Source organism: Paludibacterium yongneupense DSM 18731 (assembly GCF_000422925.1).
Lineage (GTDB): Bacteria > Pseudomonadota > Gammaproteobacteria > Burkholderiales > Chromobacteriaceae > Paludibacterium > Paludibacterium yongneupense.
In genome coordinates, this window is sequence record NZ_AUGZ01000034.1 from 14,518 (window position 1) to 31,518 (window position 17,001).

Annotated in this window: 16 protein-coding genes; all 16 read left to right on the top strand. The window is 54.9% G+C overall.

The features are described from left to right. The 16 genes from G520_RS0112170 to G520_RS0112245 all read left to right on the top strand — a co-directional run bounded on the left by G520_RS0112170 (window position 1) and on the right by G520_RS0112245 (window position 16,978). Window positions 1-1,077 carry a glycosyltransferase family 4 protein gene (locus G520_RS0112170; protein WP_028535910.1) on the top strand — a complete coding sequence of 359 codons (1,077 nt, stop codon included), beginning with the start codon at window positions 1-3 and terminating at the stop codon, window positions 1,075-1,077. A gap of 17 nt (window positions 1,078-1,094) precedes the next feature. Then, the gene (locus tag G520_RS22630; protein WP_084637604.1) at window positions 1,095-1,886 is read left to right on the top strand and encodes a glycosyltransferase family 2 protein; all 792 of its coding nucleotides are present in this window, start codon (window positions 1,095-1,097) and stop codon (window positions 1,884-1,886) included. 44 nt (window positions 1,887-1,930) lie between these two features. Beyond that, window positions 1,931-2,437, top strand: coding sequence for an acyltransferase (locus G520_RS0112180; protein WP_211222822.1), 507 nt, complete (start codon window positions 1,931-1,933; stop codon window positions 2,435-2,437). 6 nt (window positions 2,438-2,443) lie between these two features. After that, window positions 2,444-3,688 (top strand): glycosyltransferase, encoded by a 1,245-nt coding sequence (locus tag G520_RS24455; RefSeq protein ID WP_084637605.1) that lies wholly within the window; start codon window positions 2,444-2,446, stop codon window positions 3,686-3,688. A 126-nt stretch (window positions 3,689-3,814) separates the two neighbouring features. Further along, on the top strand, window positions 3,815-4,954 hold the full coding sequence (locus tag G520_RS24460) for a glycosyltransferase (protein WP_084637606.1): 1,140 nt from the start codon (window positions 3,815-3,817) through the stop codon (window positions 4,952-4,954). Window positions 4,955-4,958: 4 nt separating this feature from the next. Beyond that, window positions 4,959-6,203, top strand: a complete 1,245-nt coding sequence (locus G520_RS0112195; protein ID WP_028535913.1) for a hypothetical protein — start codon at window positions 4,959-4,961, stop codon at window positions 6,201-6,203. Window positions 6,204-6,682: 479 nt separating this feature from the next. After that, window positions 6,683-7,645 carry a GDP-mannose 4,6-dehydratase gene (locus tag G520_RS0112200; protein WP_036666208.1) on the top strand — a complete coding sequence of 321 codons (963 nt, stop codon included), beginning with the start codon at window positions 6,683-6,685 and terminating at the stop codon, window positions 7,643-7,645. Between the two features lie 16 nt (window positions 7,646-7,661). Next, entirely contained in the window at window positions 7,662-8,660 is a 999-nt protein-coding gene (pseB, locus tag G520_RS0112205; protein WP_028535915.1) for a UDP-N-acetylglucosamine 4,6-dehydratase (inverting), read from the top strand. 1 nt (window position 8,661) lies between these two features. Next, window positions 8,662-9,816, top strand: coding sequence for a UDP-4-amino-4,6-dideoxy-N-acetyl-beta-L-altrosamine transaminase (pseC, locus tag G520_RS0112210; protein WP_028535916.1), 1,155 nt, complete (start codon window positions 8,662-8,664; stop codon window positions 9,814-9,816). Further along, a complete protein-coding gene (gene pseF, locus G520_RS22640) occupies window positions 9,813-10,550 on the top strand; it encodes a pseudaminic acid cytidylyltransferase (protein ID WP_051229364.1) in 738 nt (245 codons plus the stop codon). The genes pseC and pseF overlap by 4 nt, the downstream gene beginning before the upstream one ends. After that, window positions 10,543-11,694, top strand: coding sequence for an N-acetyl sugar amidotransferase (locus tag G520_RS0112220; protein ID WP_028535917.1), 1,152 nt, complete (start codon window positions 10,543-10,545; stop codon window positions 11,692-11,694). Before pseF ends, G520_RS0112220 begins: the two co-directional genes overlap by 8 nt. Beyond that, window positions 11,691-12,326, top strand: coding sequence for an imidazole glycerol phosphate synthase subunit HisH (gene hisH / locus G520_RS0112225; protein WP_028535918.1), 636 nt, complete (start codon window positions 11,691-11,693; stop codon window positions 12,324-12,326). Before G520_RS0112220 ends, hisH begins: the two co-directional genes overlap by 4 nt. Then, a complete protein-coding gene (gene hisF / locus G520_RS0112230) occupies window positions 12,320-13,102 on the top strand; it encodes an imidazole glycerol phosphate synthase subunit HisF (protein WP_028535919.1) in 783 nt (260 codons plus the stop codon). Before hisH ends, hisF begins: the two co-directional genes overlap by 7 nt. 3 nt (window positions 13,103-13,105) lie before the next feature. Continuing rightward, complete coding sequence (gene pseG, locus G520_RS22645) at window positions 13,106-14,584, top strand: UDP-2,4-diacetamido-2,4,6-trideoxy-beta-L-altropyranose hydrolase (protein WP_084637607.1); 1,479 nt, start codon at window positions 13,106-13,108, stop codon at window positions 14,582-14,584. Further along, a complete protein-coding gene (pseI, locus tag G520_RS0112240) occupies window positions 14,581-15,675 on the top strand; it encodes a pseudaminic acid synthase (protein ID WP_036666212.1) in 1,095 nt (364 codons plus the stop codon). The genes pseG and pseI overlap by 4 nt, the downstream gene beginning before the upstream one ends. Before the next feature lie 34 nt (window positions 15,676-15,709). Then, entirely contained in the window at window positions 15,710-16,978 is a 1,269-nt protein-coding gene (locus G520_RS0112245) for a DegT/DnrJ/EryC1/StrS family aminotransferase (RefSeq protein WP_028535921.1), read from the top strand. The last annotated feature ends 23 nt before the right edge of the window (window positions 16,979-17,001 follow it).

Genomic DNA, 17,001 nt, shown 5'->3' on the forward strand with positions numbered 1-17,001 from the left:
GTGCGAGTTCTATATACTTACGACATTTTTACCAAGCAGGCATATGGCGGTATTTCCCGTTACATCATGGAACTGGTCAAGCATGCGCCTTCATCAATAGACCCTCGTGTGTTCGCCGGCCTGCACATCAATGCCTATGCGTCTGGAAAAGCGGTAAGCGGTCTGAAACTTCGCGATTTTCCGGGGGCAGGTGGGATGCGCGACAGGATTTCCCGTACATCGCAGGCGGTGTATTCTCGCCTGACCCGGCCCGATCTCATCCATCGTACGTACTATGGGCCAGAATCGTCGGGGGGGCGGTGTCCAGTCGTTTTGACCGTCTATGACATGATCCATGAGAGGTTTCCTGAGCAGTACAACGATAGTGGAGCCCTGACTGCCCGAAAATTGGCCAATTGCAAATCTGCGGATCACATCATTGCCATTTCCGAGTCGACCAAGCAGGATCTGATCGAATACTTCGGGATTCCTGAAACGAAAATCGAAGTCATTTATCTTGCGGCAACCGAATCTGAAGGTCGCCCATCGCTGCCTTCGGCATCGACTGTGAATGGGCGCCCTTTCATCCTGTTCGTCGGAGCACGAGGAGGGTATAAAAATTTCGATTCTCTACTGGCTGCGTTCTCCGCCAGTGAGCGCCTGCGCTCCGAAGTCGACCTTGTATGCTTCGGTGGAGGGGCGGCGACATCGACTGAGAAGCAAAAGGTTAACGATCTTGGGCTATCGTCCAGTGTGCACTTTGCCGGTGGCGATGATAGGCAGCTCAACCTTTTTTATAAGAATGCGCGGCTCTTGGTTTACCCGTCCCTGTACGAAGGATTTGGTCTGCCGGTGCTGGAGGCGATGCAACTCGGCTGCCCTGTCATGTGTCATCGTATCAGTAGTCTACCTGAAGTCGCCGGGGCAGCTGCCGAATATATCGGCCCTGATTTTACCGAGCAGTTAGCCGCTCTCGTTTTTGACGAATCCAAGCTGGCACAATTGAGAGGAAAGGGGCTGATACAGTCCCGTACTTTCTCTTGGATAAAGTGCGCCGAAGAGACTGCGGCACTTTATAAATCAATTGCTGCAAATTAACTTCATTTCTTCCCATCATGCTCATTTCCATCGTTACTCCAAATCGAAATTGCGCCACATTCATCGAGCGCACCTTATCAAGTGTTGTAAATCAAAAGGAGTGCGAATTTGAGTTGATCGTAATCGATGGCGCCTCAACTGATGGCAGTATGGATGTGGTAAAAAAATTTGAAGAGTGTGTCGCTTTTTCATTGAGCGAGCCGGATACCGGTATGTATGACGCCATAAATAAAGGAATTGCAAATGCACATGGCGAGATTATCGCTTATCTGAATAGTGATGATTTTTACTACCCAGGTACCCTGAATTTTGTCACTCGGTACTTTGAAGATCACCCCGATGTGGATCTCGTATATGGTGATTTAAATTTTGTTGATGCACTTGATCGTATCAAATTTCGCCAGTCCTACCCGGCTTTCGATCTTGCTCGCTTTCAGGCTTTGAACTTTGCCTCGATAGGGCAGCCTGCCGCGTTCTGGCGCCGACGTTTGCAGGATAAGGTTGGTCTGTTCGATACCTCTCTCAGGATGGCATCTGATTTCGATTTTTTCATCCGCGCAGGTCGCGCGGGAAAGGTCGTGCACGTATCCAGAGTGCTGGCTGCTTTCCGGATTCACGGTGGGTCGATGACAACCCGCCAAATCGAGGTCAGCGAGAAGGAGGTCTGCGAGATCCATCGCCGGTATCTTGAGCCGAATGAGAGAGTGAAGAATTTGCTCCTCCGCCATGCCGCCAATGTTCACTTCAAGGCGATAAATCTGTTGAATTGGCCGCGGCGTTTGATGAGCTGCGTGGGAGAACGAAGATGAGCCGAAGCATGGTGCGTATCATATGCTCGAAAGGCGGGCGCTTTATGCAAGCGTTCATTCAGCGTTGGAAAGCCTTACGCAACGGCGCATGGATTTCTCTGGGCGCTACGCTGGAGATCGAACCCGGGGGCGTGCTGAAAGTAGGGCGTGGTGTACGGATCATCCGTGGCAGTCTGGTGACGGTACAGAAAGGCGCCGAGTTGGTTCTGGAGGATGGTGTCTGGATCGGGCCATATAACATCATATATTGTGCCGAACATATCCATATAGGTAGAAATACTCGCATATCGCACTTCTGTTCAATCGTTGATAATAATTATGATTTCAGGGCTGGAGAGGACTATTTTACGGCCCCCAAGAAAACAGGTGGTATCAGTATTGGCCGCAATAGCTGGCTCGGAGCCGGGTCGACGGTGTTGCGAGGGGTTACAATCGGGGAGTATTGCGTTCTCGGGGCAAATACCTTGTTGCAGAGGGGGTCGCTCCCGGCGGGAACACTCTGCGCCAGGACGCCAGATGAGAACCGCTACTCCCGCATTTTTGCCGACTGAACTGCCATGGCGCTGAAAACTGTAGTGATTCTGACCGATTACGGGTTTATCAATGGCGGTGCGGGACAGGTGGCTTTGTCTTCAGTAACGGGGCTTGTGGCGGCAGGAGTGCGGGTCGTGCTCTGTTACGGCGTCGGGCCGCTCGATGCAAGCCTGAATCGGAATGCCCCCGGCTTGCAGGTTTGCGATCTTGGCCTGCATGACTTGCTGGGGGATCCTTCGCGCCTGCATGCCGCATTTGCTGGGATATGGAAGCCGGGGGCGGCGCGCAAGTTTGGGCAACTCTTGTCTGAGCTGGATCCGGGGAGCACGGTAGTGCACCTGCACTCCTGGGTGCAGGCGCTCACCGCCAGCGTCGTGCGAGAGTGCGAGCGCAGAAGTTTTCCCCTTGTTTGTACGCTGCACGACTATTTTAGTGCGTGTCCGAATGGTGGCTTCTATAACTATCAGACTCAGAGCATCTGTACTCTCAAACCCATGAGTCGGCCATGTTTGCGTGAGCATTGCGATTCCCGGTCCTACCCGCAAAAAATCTGGCGCTTCGGGCGCAACGTGGTCCAGTCCCGCTTCGGGCATGTGCCTACCGGCATTGGTAACTATATTTCAGTCTCTAAATTCAGCGAGGAGCTTCTCCGCCCGTATTTACCCCGTGCAGCCCGGTTCTATTCAGTCGACAATCCTATCGCTATCGATAAGGGGCCGCCGGCAGCATGCGCTCTCTCTCGTTCCTTTGTATTCGTTGGACGCTTGAGCCCGGAAAAAGGAGGGCTCTTGTTTGCCGAGGCCGCGCGTCGCGCTTGCGTAGCGGCAAGCTTTGTCGGAGCGGGAGGTGAAGAGGGGAAAATCCGGCATTGCAATCCGGGCGCAACCCTATGGGGATGGCAGGGTCGATCTGGGGTAGCGGATATCGTTTCCCGTTCTCGCTGTCTCGTCTTCCCTTCCGTCTGGTATGAAACCCAGGGGCTGGTTATCCAGGAAGCCGCCGCGCTTGGCATACCCGCCTTGGTCTCCGATGGTTGCGCCGGGCGGGATTCCATCATCGATGGTGTAACAGGACTCTTGTTTCGCCAAGGTGATCCTGATGATTTGAAGTTAAAGCTGGAACGCCTTGATCGGGATGACACTTATGCATCTGCATTGGGAAAGGCTGCTTATAAGCATTATTGGGATAACCCCAGGTCACTGGATAAACATGTAGGCTCTCTGTTAAGATGTTATGCGGATGTTTTGCTGCGATTCTCCGTTTCATGACGGGTGCCGGTGTGGCATGAAGAATTCCATGATCATAGAATTTTGGCGCGGGTGCGTGTTATTTTTATGCGGTATGTTTCTGTGTCGCACAAGCCTTTCCCAACTTAACTTGTTTTGCTTAATTTCATGAAAGTTCTTCACGTTGGGAAGTTTTACCCGCCAGAAAACGGCGGCATCGAGTCGGTTACCTACGAATGTGTAGAAGGCTTGAAAACCTTGGGGCACGATGTCGATGTTATTTGTGCCACGGATTCTCCGTCTCTCGCCGGCGATTCAGGAGTTCCCGGAGCCCTCATCTACCGCTGCCGAAGTTTTGGTACCTTTCTTCGCAGCAGTATGTCTCCAAGGTATGTCGCACAGTTGCGGCGGCTATGCCGGAATTACGATGTCATCAGTGTGCATCTGCCCAACCCACTCCCCATGCTGTCAGTGCTCGGAGTGCGCGATCTCCCTCCATTGATTCTGCATTGGCACGCCGATGTCTCGACATATGGCTTGGCATATCGGGCCTATTCTCTTCTGGAACGATCTCTGCTCAAACGTTGCCATTCGGTTGTAGTGGCAACGGATGCCCACTTTGAGACCTCTCCAGTGCTATCCGACTTCCGGGATAAAATTGTCACAATACCCTATGGAATCAGCGTGACGGGCTTGCACGCAGGAGCTTTCAGCCGGAATGAGCTGATAGAAAGCCTTTCCGGCCGAAAAATTATTTTTTCACTTGGGCGTTTTGTTCCTTACAAGGGGTTCGACAAACTGATTCGCGCTGCAGCCTCGCTGCCTGATGAATACGTTGTCGTCATCGGGGGGAACGGACCGCTATGGGGTGAATGCCAGCAGCTGATTGACAAGCTGGGCTTGAATGATAAGGTCAAGCTTCCTGGCCGTATCTCGGATCAGGAGCTGGGAGCTTATTACAATGCCTGCCACGTATTCTGTCTACCTTCGGTGACCACGGCAGAGGCCTTCGGTGTCGTGATGATCGAGGCTATGTCTTTTGGCAAGCCTGTTGTTGCTACGCGCTTGGGTAACGGAGTCGAATGGGTGGCCGGCGACGGTTACACCGGCTTGACCGTCCCGGTCGGGGACTGTGCTGCGCTGGCTGAGGCGCTGCGGGCGCTCGTCGATGATCAGGAACGCTATGGCTGCTATTCGAAAAATGCCATCAACCGCTTCGGGAGTGAGTTCACCGGCACGGTGATGGCTGAAAGGCTGACGTCACTCTACCAGTCGGCCATTGACGGAGCTTCGGTGTTGCCCGGATAAGCTGATGCCAACTTCAAACGACTCCCCGAGATATTTTTTTACCTTCATCGCTGCTTATCTGCTGGAGGAACTCGGAAATAGCAAGCTTGGGGTGGGGCTGACTGCACCATTAGTAATCATCATGCTGGGCGTATTGAGTTGCCGACCTTTTTTTTCTCGTGGGCTACCGCTTGGAAAGCCAGGCTATGTGCTGGTATTCATCCTGCTAATGGCCTATCAGATGGTCTCGGCCTTGCTGGCTCCCCCGGATTGCAGTGCGGGCGCAAAATTTTTCACTTCGCTGATCATTGCACTGGGTACGGGCTGGGCGCTGGGGTGGGTGCACCCCGAGCGGGCCATTGCAAGCGAGCGTGGCTCCAGGGTCTTGCTCCACTTTATGTCCAGCGCGTTGTTGCTAGCCTGGGCCGGGGTGGACATCATGACCCTGAGCGGAACAGGAACCAGAATCAAATCCGGGTTTTATCTGGAACCATCCCATCTGGCTTTGCATATCTTGCCCCTGATCTGTTATCGACTGCTGACGAATGCTTGGGACAAGCCTGCCATTGCTGCAGTGTTGCTGGCATTCTTAGTGGTTCCTTCTGCAACGCTAGCCGTGGGGGTTGGAGCCATCGCAGGGCTTTTGTTCTATATGAAGACGCGCAGCCTATTTCTGAGGCTGGGGGCGCCCCTGCTGGTGATCGTTCTGCTCGCTGTGGCTTCTACACATGTTGGGGTCAACCCCATTCTGGATAGGATCTCCGGTGTTCTCCATTATGATCCTGATGCTATCACGAACCTGAGTTCGGTAGTCTGGCTTAATGGATGGTCTCAAGCTTACGCGCATTGGGAGCACTCGTCGGGGGCTGGAGTCGGCTTGAATCAAATGGGGTGCGGCGCGCTTGAGTCGGCGGGCATGATGGCTTCCTGGATGTGGGTTAATGTCGGCGCCTATCTTAATTACAACGATGGATCATTCCTTGTTTCAAAAGTCATTTCTGAATTTGGTGTGCTTGGACTGCTGGCTTGTTTCTATTTCACAGCCAAGGCAGCAGCAAGCATTCTACGGTTGATTAAAATTTCACGCTGCTTGGCAGTACCTGCCGAATCGATAGTGTCAGAGGCTGTTCTTCGTGCAACTGGCGGGCTTGCTCTACTGGTTTTCATGTATGTGAGAAATACATCCTATTTCTCTTTTCCTGTTATTTTATGTGTTTGTCTGCTATTACGAGGCAAGGCGGTCAGGGCGGAGCAATGCGTTAAAGCCTGATTCGGGATACCCTCCTTTACCTTTGGCATCATTGTTTTACATTGCTGTTGACATCTGCGATGATGCTGTAAAATGCCAAGGACAGAAGATGTCTGTCCTGACCGATTTTCTGGTGGCGAGGCCTGCGTGTCCGAATGAAGGAACAGCTGTCGGCTGCTTGACGCCGCGCCCTTGCCTGAGGATGCCGGGTGGGTTCAATGCGGTTTGCCCGTTTGAAGCTGCAAAGCATCATCCGAGGGGGTAAAGGGAGAGGCATGTGTCGCATTTTTCGCGGCGCACGGCGCGCGCGCTGGTCTCGCGCCGTTATTCCCGGCTGCCCGTGCCGGAATGCTCAGGTCGGCACTGTACTCGCTGAAAAATGGCGGCATGTCTCTCCGGGGCGGCATGCCCCTACTTGCTGAGTCGATCTTTTCAATACATCTCCAAAGTGAAAATACTGTACCAGCTCCAAAATTGATATAACACGGATAAACGGAGACATGTCGAAAAAGACTGCATTGATTTGTGGTGTAACCGGACAAGATGGTGCATATCTGGCTAAGCACCTTCTTGATAAAGGCTATGAAGTTTGGGGGTCGTCGCGTGATGCTCAGTTGAGTACATTTTCTGGCTTGCGCGGAATGGGAATCTTTGAGCATATCCGTGTTTTGTCTATATCAACTGTAGATTTTCGGAGTGTCTTGCAGGCGCTGATAAAGGTCAAACCCGACGAAATTTATAATCTTGCGGCACAGTCCTCTGTCGGTCTTTCATTTGAACAACCAGTCGAGACGATGGAAAGCATCAGCCTCGGCGTTCTAAATATTCTCGAGGCTATCCGCTTTGTAAATCCATCCATACGGTTTTATAATGCGGGTTCCAGCGAGGTTTTTGGCGATACTGCTGGCGTTCCAGCCGACGAGGACACGCCATTTCGACCGCGCAGTCCCTATGCTGTTGCAAAAGCGGCAGCGACATGGCAGGTCTCTGTATACAGAGATTCCTACGGGTTATTTGCGTGCTCTGGGATACTATTTAATCACGAGTCTCCTCTGCGACCAGAACGCTATGTCACGCGCAAGATCGTATCGACGGCATGTCGTATTGCCAGAGGGAGCGGGGAAAAATTAAGGCTGGGCAATATCGAGATCAGTCGGGACTGGGGCTGGGCTCCGGAATACGTCGATGCCATGTGGCGGATGTTGAATCACTCCGAGCCCGAAGATTTTGTTGTGGCGACAGGCCAGACCAGTAGCTTGAAGACATTTATTTCTGCAACCTTCACCGAGTTGGGGCTGAATTGGCAAGATCACGTCGAATACGACAAGGATTTGATCCGACCATCAGAAATAATGGTCGGATCTGCAAACCCGATCAAAGCCGAGAAATTGCTTGGCTGGAAGGCTGAAAATTTGATGGGGGATGTGATCAAGATGATGGTCCGTCACGAGTTAACTCTATAACGAATTGAATTAATTTATGCTATCTGGCAAAAATATATTGATTACCGGTGGTACGGGGTCATTCGGACAAACTTTCGTTCCAATGACACTTGCCAAATTCAATCCCCGGCGTCTCGTTATTTTTTCTCGCGATGAGATGAAACAGTGGGAAATGTCCAAACTCTACGGTAACGACGAACGCGTCAGGTTCTTTATCGGTGATGTTCGGGACAAGGACCGTCTGCATCGTGCGCTGGATGGTATCGATTATGTCGTGCACGCGGCGGCGACGAAAATCGTTCCTACGGCCGAGTACAACCCGTTTGAATGCGTAAAGACGAATATTTTCGGGGCGATGAACCTGATCGACGCTTGCATCGATCAAGGAGTCAAGCGGGTGGTTGCATTGTCCACGGACAAGGCCAGCAGCCCGGCCAATCTCTATGGCGCGACCAAACTGGCCTCCGATAAGTTATTCATCGCTGGCAATTCGTACTCCGGCGTCAAGGATACCCGGTTTTCCGTTGTACGTTACGGAAACGTCATGGGTTCGCGCGGCTCTGTGATACCCTTTTTCCTCAGCCTGGTTGAAAAGGGCGAACTTCCGATTACCGATGCTCGCATGACGCGCTTCATGATTACACTGGAGCAAGGTGTGGAGTTGGTGTGGCATGCCTTTAGTGATATGCAGGGTGGTGAGATTTATGTAAAAAAAATACCATCTATGAATATTCTGGATATCGCCCGATCAGTTGCACCCAATGCAACGTACGATATGATCGGCATTCGTCCCGGCGAAAAGCTGCATGAGCAGATGATCAGTCCTGAAGATTCTTACACGACTTACGAATACGACGAATTTTTTAAGATATTGCCAGTAATCCATGAGTGGGGACTTGACCCGGCCCGGATCGGGAATGGAAAAAAAGTTCCGGAGGGATTTTCTTACACATCAGATAACAATGCGTCATGGATGGATGTAGATGCGCTGCGTGCCTGGATTGCTCAGAACAGCAGTAAAATCGGGAAGATATGACATGATTCCCTACGGACGCCAAAGCATCGGGCAAGAGGATATCGATGCGGTATCCTCAGTGCTGCGGTCGGATTTTCTGACGCAGGGGCCGGTCGTCCCTGCTTTCGAGGAGGCGGTGGCGCATCGGGTGGGGGCTGCGCACGCTGTGGCTGTTAATTCGGCGACTGGCGCCCTGCACATTGCTTGCCTGGCATTGGGACTTGGCCCCGGACAGAGCTTGTGGACAGTTCCTAATACCTTCGTGGCTTCTGCGAATTGCGCACGCTACTGCGGAGCGGATGTCGATTTCGTCGATATCGACCCCCTGACCTGGAATATGAGCGTTTCTGCATTGAGCAAGAAACTCGAGCAGGCTCGCTTGGCTGGCACCCTGCCCAGTGTCGTTGTTCCAGTCCATTTTTCCGGGCTGCCCACTGAGCAGGCTGCGATCTGGAATCTTGCGCAGGAATATGGCTTCAAGGTCATCGAGGACGCATCGCATGCAATCGGTGCCTCGTTCTTGGGCGAGGCTGTAGGCAGTTGCCGTTGGTCCCATATCACCGTGTTCAGTTTTCATCCCGTGAAGATCATTACTTCTGGTGAAGGGGGTATGGCACTGACCAACGATGCCGCTCTGGCTGAAAGCATGAGGCGTCTGCGCAGCCACGGAATCACACGGGATGATTCCACCTTCAGCCAGCCATCGCCAGGACCGTGGTACTACGAGCAACAGGGCCTGGGTTTCAATTACCGGATGACGGATATCCATGCCGCGCTGGGTTTGAGCCAGTTGACCCATCTGGAGCCGTTTGTCGCCGCTCGCAACGCTCTTGCCAGGCGTTACGATGTCTTGCTGGAGGAACTGCCGTTGCAGCGGCAGCGGGTTATGGAAGGCAATGTGTCCGCCTACCACTTGTATGTGGTCAGGATACTGGCCGGAAGCCCCCCGGGAGCACAGCGGCGTTTATATGATGCGTTGCGCGAGCGTGGCATCGGGGTCAATGTCCATTATGCCCCTGTGCATTTGCAGCCCTACTACCGTGCGCTGGGATTTGGCTCCGGCTATTGTCCCGAGGGCGAGTGGCATGGTTCCAGCGCAATTACCCTGCCGCTATATCCTGCTCTGACGAATGTGGAACAGGATGAGGTGGTCCGTGCGCTGCGAGACGTCTTATGAGAGTAGCGATCATCCCAGCCCGGGGGGGCAGCAAACGGATTCCACGCAAAAACATCCTCCCTTTTGCGGGTATCCCGATGATTGCGCATTCGATTCTCTGCGCCAAGAAAACGGGAGTATTCGACCGCATCATTGTGTCGACCGATGACGCTGAGATTTCCGGCGTGGCAAAGCGCTTCGGTGCCGAAGTCCCGTTCATCAGGCCGCCTGAACTGTCCGACGATTATACGGGTACTGTCGAAGTGGTTGCGCATGCGGTGGACTGGTTGCGGCGGCAAGGCGAGATTCCAGAGCAGGTGTGCTGCATCTATGCTACGGCGCCATTTGTTGGCGCCGATGACATTTGCCGGGCGGGAACGTTGCTCGAAACGGGGGGCTGGGCCTATGTATTTGCCGCGACTACCTATGCCTACCCGGTCTTCCGTTCCTTTTCACAAACGGCTGACGGGGGCTTGAGCATGGTGTTTCCCGAGCATTACACTAGTCGTTCGCAGGATCTGCCGGAGGTCTTGCATGATGCCGGGCAATTCTACTGGGGCCGGGCCGAGGCCTGGCTAGAGAAGGTCCGTATTTTTGGCGATCACTCCACCGTGGTGACGATTCCTCGCTGGCGCGTTCAGGACATCGATACGGCGGAGGACTGGGCTCAGGCTGAGGCTATGGCGAGCTATCTGTTGCCCCATGCCGGTGGCGTTGCTGCGAAGATTCATCCAATGGATACTAGAAATGATTAAATATTGCACCCGCTGCGTCATGCCCCATACGAAGCCTGATCTCCATCTGGACGAGGACGGTGTCTGCAACGCCTGCCGCAGTTACGAGAACCGTGCGACTGTCGACTGGGATGCGCGCTCTAAGGCTCTCTCCGCGATACTGGACCGGTATCGTTGCGAGGACGGTAGCCATTGGGATTGTATCGTTCCCGTCTCTGGGGGCAAAGACAGCACTTTTCAGGTGTTGCAAGTCCTCAGCCTGGGGATGAATCCCTTGTGTGTGACCGCGACCACCTGCGATTTGACCCCGATCGGGCGCAAGAATATCGAGAACATCAAAAAGCTGGGCGTCGACCATGTCGAGATGTCGCCCAACCCAAATGTCCGGGCCAAGCTCAACCGCATCGGCCTGACGCAGGTCGGTGATATTTCCTGGCCCGAGCATGTGGGCATCTTCACAATTCCGGTACGGGCCGCCGTCCAGTACAATGTTCCCTTGATTATCTGGGGCGAGAATTCCCAGAACGAATATGGTGGTCCCGCCGCGGCCGCAGAAAGCAATTGCCTCAACCGCCGCTGGCTAGAAGAGTTCGGCGGCCTGCTCGGCCTGCGTGTTTCCGATCTGATCGGAATCGACGGCTTGGAAGCGCGCCACCTGATTCCTTATGTCTATCCCAACGATGAAGAATTGGCGCGAGTTGGTGTGACGGGGTTGTTCCTCGGCTACTACTTGCCTTGGGATGGTCTGGCCAATGCCGTAATCGCGCAGGCGTATGGTTTCTCGACGCCCCCGAACGTGACGTTGGGCTCCATGGTCAATTATGAGAACCTCGACAACCACCAGGTTGCAATTCACGAATATTTTAAGTATTTGAAGTTCGGCTTCGGTCGGGCGTCGGACCACGCTAGCTTGCATATCCGCCGTGGGCGGTTGAATCGTAAGATGGGTATGGACATTGTCAAACGCCTGGATGGCCTGTTTCCCTGGGAGTACCTGGGAAAGCCGCTTCATGAGACTCTTGAACCGTTGGGAATGACCGTGGATGAATTTGTCGCGATCTGCGATAAATTTACCAACAAGAGGGTGTTTGTCCTCGATGACAAGGGTCGCCTACTCAAGGATGGGCACGGCAACCTGACCAAAATCAATTACGACAACGTATGATTGTTTCCATCGTAGATTACGGGATGGGTAACCTGGCTTCGGTGCAGCGCGCCTTGCTCGAACTGGGTGCGACGCCGGTGGTGATTGATGCCCCTGAGCAGTTGCGGGAGAGCGACAGGATTATCCTGCCCGGGGTCGGCAGCTTCGGCGATGCAATGGACTTGCTGCAGGGCCGGGGATGGGTTGATGCAATACACGACCAGGTTCTTCAGCATGGCAAACCGCTACTGGGTATCTGTCTCGGTATGCAGTTGCTTGCACAATCCGGGAATGAAGGAGGGGGGGATACGCCGGGCCTGGGGTTGATTCCGGGAGAAGTGATCCATCTTTCCGAACTGGGGTGCACATTACGGGTTCCTCATGTGGGGTGGAATGCCATTACATCAGCATCGCAATTGCAGCCGTCCCCGCTTTTGGCCGGTATTCCTGATGGTACGGATTTCTACTTTGTCCATAGCTATGCCTTCCGGACGCAACAGTCTTTGCATCTGCTTGCGTCGACCGATTATGGCATCCCGGTGGCCGCTGCCGTCGGCTCGGGTTTGGTTTTTGGCGCACAATTTCATCCGGAAAAAAGCTCTAGGGCGGGCTTCCGGCTTCTTAAAAATTTCCTCGAATTAACCTCATGCTAAAGGTTCGTGTCATCCCGACCCTGCTCTGGAAGGATTTTGGCCTGGTCAAGGGGGTCGGTTTCGACAGCTGGCGCCGCGTCGGCCCGGTTTTGCCTGCGGTCAAGGTTTATAACACGCGGGACGTCGATGAACTGGTTCTGGTCGACATTATGGCGAGCCAGGAAAGCAACGAACCCGATTGCGGTTCAGTACTCGACTTTGCCGAAGAATGCTTTGTGCCGCTCACCGTGGGGGGGGGGATCACAAATATCGTTCAGATCCAGCGCCTTTTGCGTTCAGGTGCGGACAAGATCTGCATCAACTCAGCGGCGTATGCCGATCCCGGCCTCATCGAATCGGCTGCGAAGCGCTTCGGCTCTCAGTGTGTGATGGTCAGCATTGATGTCAGGCGCATGGCGGATGGGCGTTACCTGTGTTTCAGTCATAGTGGGACGCGCGAACAGGCTTGCACGGTTGAGGACTGGGCGCGCCGGATGCAGGACCAGGGGGCGGGCGAGATTCTGGTGACCTCGATCGAACGTGACGGTACGATGCAGGGCTATGATCTTGAATTGATCGAGAAGGTCGTGAATGTCGTGAATGTCCCGGTCATCGCTTCGGGGGGGGCCGGAAACTACGAGCATATGCGCCAGGCGATACAGTCGGCGGGCGCATCCGCCGTTGCCGCTGCCAGCATCTTCCACTTTACCGAGCAAACCCCGGCCGGCGCAAAGAAAGCGCTTGCCGCAGCAGGGGTCCCCGTCCGGCAGAACTACTGCCCGCCTGCGGGGCACTGATCGATGCCAACCATTGTTTTTCGTGCCGATGCATCGACGACCGTTGGCGCCGGCCACATTGTCCGTTGTGCCACTCTTGCGCACGAGTTAAGTGCACGTGGGGCCCGCGTCGTGTTCATATGCCGCGAAACAACGGGGAATTTTTGCGCCTGGCTCGCTGAGCAAAAATTTGATGTTCATCGTCTGTCCGGCGGTGACGCCGACTGGCGTATCGACGCCCTCGGTACGCGTGAGATAGTCGATACGCTGGGGAAGGTCGACTGGCTGGTCGTGGATCATTATGCGCTCGATGCCCGCTGGGAGAGGGCGCTGCGCGTCGCCGGCGTTGCAAAGGTGGCCGTCATCGATGATTTGGACAACCGTGAGCATGACTGCGACTTGTTGCTGGATCAAAATTATTCCGTCGAAGGCGCCGAACGCTATCGGAAGCATGTACCGGCGGAGGCGACGGTATTGCTCGGCCCAAGCTTCGCCCTGCTGGCTCCCCAATTTCGGATTCAACGCACCCTGGCCACGGCGAGGCTGGGTGCGGTAAGGCGCGTCATTGTCTGTTTTGGCGGTGCCGATTCCGCCAACTTTACCGCTGCGACTTTGCAGGCGCTGGCTGAATATGCTGGCGGGCTTGAGCGGATCGATGTTGTCGCGGGGGCGGCGAACCCGCATCGTGCCACGCTGGAAACTCTGTGTCGGCAACTTCCGAACACTGTGTTACATCCTCCGACAGATACCCTTGCTGAGTTGATGGCAGAGGCCGATCTGGCCATCGGTGCCGGGGGAACCATGAACTGGGAGCGTGCCTGCCTCGGACTGCCGACGCTGGCGTTCGGTATTGCGGATAACCAGGCTCCTGTTCTCGATGCGTTACTCGAAGGGGGTTATGTACTGGGGTGTTCTCGTTTGCAGGAGCCGGACGTCGGAATCATGGGGGCTTGGCTTGCCTCTGCCCTGTCGAGCCCAGCCTTATTGCACGGCATATCGAAACGCGGCTTGGGTCTGGTGGATGGTCAGGGGGTTTTGCGGGTTGCCGACCATCTGATGCCGGTTGTTCTGACATTCCAACCGGCTACATCTGCCGATAGCGCAGATTTGCTGTGCTGGCGAAATCACGCCGACATCCGTCGCGCGTCGCTCGATTCACATGAAATAGGATCGGAGCTGCACGAGTCCTGGCTCGCGAGAACGCTCGAGGATCCGAACCGGATTCTGCTGATCGCCAGGCTGGGAGGGCGCCCGGTGGGGGTGGTCCGCTTTGATCTCGCGCTTCCCGATGCGCTTGTTTCGGTCTACCGTGTTCCTGGCACGCAGACTGTCCGTTGTGGATTGGTCAGTCAGGCTTCGGCCTGGTTGCGTCGATGCCGCCCCGATGTTCGACGGATCGTGGCCGAGATACTACCGGCCAACTCCGCCTCGCTTGCCGCCTTCAGTGCAGCCGGTTACCGCGGTTGCAAATTTACTTTCGTACTCGACTTGGACGCCTCATGAGCAGCGCTACGTTTTTTGATCGGCAATTTGCCATAGCAGGGAGGGAGATCGGCCCGTCCGCCCCCCCCTTCGTCATTGCCGAGATGTCGGGTAACCACAACCAGTCGCTGGATAGAGCCCTGGCGATTGTCGATGCCGCCGCCGCCGCTGGCGCTCAGGGGCTGAAAATTCAGACCTATACCGCCGACACGATGACACTGAACACTCGCGATGGCGAGTTCTTGATCACAGATCAGCAGTCGCTGTGGAAGGGCAAGTCGCTGTACGAGCTGTACGAAGAGGCGCATACGCCATGGGAGTGGCATGCCCCTATTTTTGAACGTGCGCGCCAACATGGCATGATTCCGTTCAGTACCCCATTCGACGAAAGCGCAGTGGATTTCCTTGAGGCGCTGGACGTCCCTTGCTACAAGATTGCCTCGTTCGAGAATACCGATCTGCCTCTCATTCGCAAGGCCGCGGCAACAGGGAAACCGTTGATCGTTTCCACGGGCATGGCTTCCCTGTCCGAACTGGACGAACTCGTCACGACGGTAAGGGAGTCTGGCTGCAGGCAGTTGGTCCTGCTTAAATGCACAAGCACTTACCCTGCCACGCCACAGAACAGCAATGTGCTGACGATTCCTCATATGCGCGCCTTGTTTGGGTGTGAAATCGGCTTGTCAGATCATACGATGGGTGTTGGCGTATCCATTGCCGCTGTGGCGCATGGCGCTTCCGTCATCGAGAAACACTTTACTCTCAGCCGTGCAGACGGAGGGGTAGACAGTGCGTTCTCGCTGGAACCGCAGGAAATGAAGAGTCTTGTTACGGAAACGGAGAGGGCCTGGCTCTCGCTGGGGGGAGTCAGCTATGGAGCGAGTGCCGCGGAGAAAAAGTCGCTGGTGTTTCGTCGCTCCCTCTATATCGCACGCGATATGAAAGCGGGCGAGGTCTTGACTCCGGAAAATCTGCGTTGCGTCCGTCCAGGACTCGGACTGGCCCCCAAGCACTACGATGGTTTGCTGGGCCGCCGCGTGGCTTGCGACCTCAAGATCGGAACTCCGGTCAACTGGAGCATGCTGGGTTCCGATCTCGATGCTGAAGACTGATGCATCATTGGCAACTATTTTATAAGGATCTACCGTGAATACTCTGGCTCTGTTGGGCGGGCAACCTGTATATGATCGCCCCTTCACGCCCTATAACTCGATGGGGGAAGAGGAAGTTGCAGCCGTTACGCGTGTCGCCCGTTCAGGTAAGCTGTCGGCATTCATCGGTGCCTGGTGTGACGACTTCGATGGCGGATCGGAGGTCAAAGGCTTCGAAGCGAGTTGGGCGGCTCGCTTTGGTTGTCGTCACGCCATTTCCGTCAACTCCAATACATCGGGTTTGATCGCCGCATTGGGAGCCGTAGGCGTCGGCCCCGGCGATGAGGTCATTGTTCCTCCGTATTCCATGTCGGCGACGGTCGTTGCCCCCTTGTTCTATGGTGGCATCCCGGTATTTGTCGATCTCGAGCCTCAGACTTTTTGTCTCGACCCGGCCAAGGTCAGAGCGGCCATCACATCGAAGACCCGAGCCATCGTCGTTGTCGATCTGTTTGGCCACCCGGGAGCATTGCGCGAATTGCGGCAGTTGGCCGATGAAAAAGGGATCTATCTGATCGAAGATGCGGCACAGGCGCCGCTGGCCACCGAATTTGGCCGTTATGCCGGCACTGTCGGGCATATCGGTGTTTTCAGCCTGAATTATCACAAGCATATCCATACCGGTGAAGGGGGTATGTGCTGTACCGATGACGACGAGCTGGCATTGCGACTGCGGGCGATCCGTAATCATGGCGAGAACATCGTCGAGCCGCTGAAGATAGCAGACATTACCAACATTATTGGGTTCAATTTACGGATGACCGAACTGAGTGCGGCTATCGGTATTGAACAACTGAAAAAAGTGGATCGCCTTGTCGATGCCCGCGAAGCGATTGCAAACCGTCTCACCGAAGCGACCCGAGGGCTGCCAGGGCTGACGCCGCCGCGTGTGCGTCCTGATTGTCGCCATGTGTACTACGTATGGAGTGCAAGTTACGACGAGGAACAGACTGGCGTTGCACGCGAGAAGGTCGTGGCGGCGCTGGCGGCGGAAGGCCTCCCGGTTTCTCAAGGTTATGTGGAACCCCTGTACTGGTTGCCCGTGTTCCAGCAGCGCAAGGCGATCGGGCGTGATGGGTGGCCGTTTACCCTGACAGATCGCGCCTACGAACGCGGCCTGTGCCCCGTGGTCGAACGCCTGCATGAGAAGGAGTTGATCGAAGTGCACGTCTGCTCCCACCTGTTCACCGAGCAAGAGCAGCAGGCCTATGTCGATGGATTTCAGAAAGTCTTCGCCAACCTCGATTCTCTGCGCAAGTCATAGCGAAAGAAGGAAGTCAAACGCAT